We start from the raw sequence: 1,130 nt of genomic DNA, 5'->3' as shown, positions 1-1,130 counted from the left end.
AAGTGGCGCCAGTGGGGGGGTCTCCCCGACCCCGACGGGGTTTTCACCGGGGACGCCGCCCCCCCGGCGGCCGTCCCCGCGGCCGACGGGTGGGGCACGGGTGCTACCGGCGCACCGCGGGCGAACGGCCGGCCGCACCGGGCGGGCGCCCCGACCGCGGGAAGTCCGGGAGCGGCGAGTCCCGTCCGTCAGTGGTGACCGTCGCAGCAGCGGCTCGGGCGGCTCACCCGTCCCCGGGCCGGTGACCGGCCACCCGGTGGACGGCTGCCGCACCACCGCGGTCCAGCGCCGCTCTCACCAGCGCGAACACCACGCCCTGCAGGGCCGCGGCGAGCAGCACCTCACCCCAGCCGCGGTCCCTGTCGGTGGCGTCCGGCGCGTCCTCCTCGATGTCATCCGCGGGCCCGGTCGGCCGGCCGGCCCGGCGCTCAGACGGGCGGGGTGGCGGGGGACGGCGGGCGTTCGAAGAAGGTCTCCAGCGAGACCGTGGCCTGGGTGCCGTTGACGCCCTCGACGGCGTAGAGGCGGCGCAGCACGTCCTGGAGCTGTTCGGTGGTGGCGGTGCGGACCTTCACCAGGACGGAGGCGCTGCCGGCGATGATGTGGGCCTCCTCGATCTCCGGGATCGCGGCGAAGGCCTCGGCGGAGTCGCCCATCCAGGCCGAGGACTCGACCATCACGAAGGCGAGGACGCCGAGGCCGAGCGCCTTGGGGTCGACCTCGACGGTGGTGCGGCGGACGACGCCGCGCTCGCGGAGTTTGCGGACGCGCTCGTGGGCGGCGCCCGCGGACAGGCCGACCGCCTTGCCCAGGGCCGCGTAGGCCTGGCCGGCGTCCTGCTGCAGCAGTGCGATCAGTGCGCGGTCGGTCTCGTCGAGGTTCTCCGATGCCATGGTGGAACCATATCGGCTTCTGTCATACTCATCCATCACCGAATGGCATTCGGCCATATGCAATAGGGGGATGATGATGTCCAACGAGATGAACCATGGCCTGTACGAGATTCTGGACGACCGCTTCCGCACCGGGCGGTGCGCCAACGGCGACGTCCGCCTGGAGAAGCTGCACGGGGACTGCCGCTGGGCGGAGGGCCCGGTCTACCTGCCGGCCTGGCGCCCCCGGCGGACGCG

Annotated in this window: 1 protein-coding gene and 2 pseudogenes; 1 reads left to right on the top strand and 2 read right to left on the bottom strand. The window is 73.6% G+C overall.

Annotation, left to right across the window (positions count from 1 at the left end; translation table 11 throughout):
• Window positions 1–223: 223 nt before the first annotated feature.
• Together ABZ641_RS38825 and ABZ641_RS38820 are read right to left on the bottom strand one after the other, a co-directional pair.
• A pseudogene (locus tag ABZ641_RS38825) lies at window positions 224–388 on the bottom strand (DUF4235 domain-containing protein); the annotation flags it as partial.
• Between the two features lie 40 nt (window positions 389–428).
• Window positions 429–893, bottom strand: a complete 465-nt coding sequence (locus ABZ641_RS38820; protein WP_344623187.1) for an Lrp/AsnC family transcriptional regulator — start codon at window positions 891–893, stop codon at window positions 429–431.
• Window positions 894–969: 76 nt separating this feature from the next.
• Here ABZ641_RS38820 and ABZ641_RS38815 point away from each other — a divergent pair.
• A pseudogene (locus tag ABZ641_RS38815) lies at window positions 970–1,130 on the top strand (SMP-30/gluconolactonase/LRE family protein); the annotation flags it as partial.

The organism is Kitasatospora sp. NPDC007106 (assembly GCF_040634455.1).
GTDB lineage: Bacteria > Actinomycetota > Actinomycetes > Streptomycetales > Streptomycetaceae > Kitasatospora > Kitasatospora arboriphila.
This window is presented reverse-complemented; position numbering and strand designations above follow the sequence as displayed.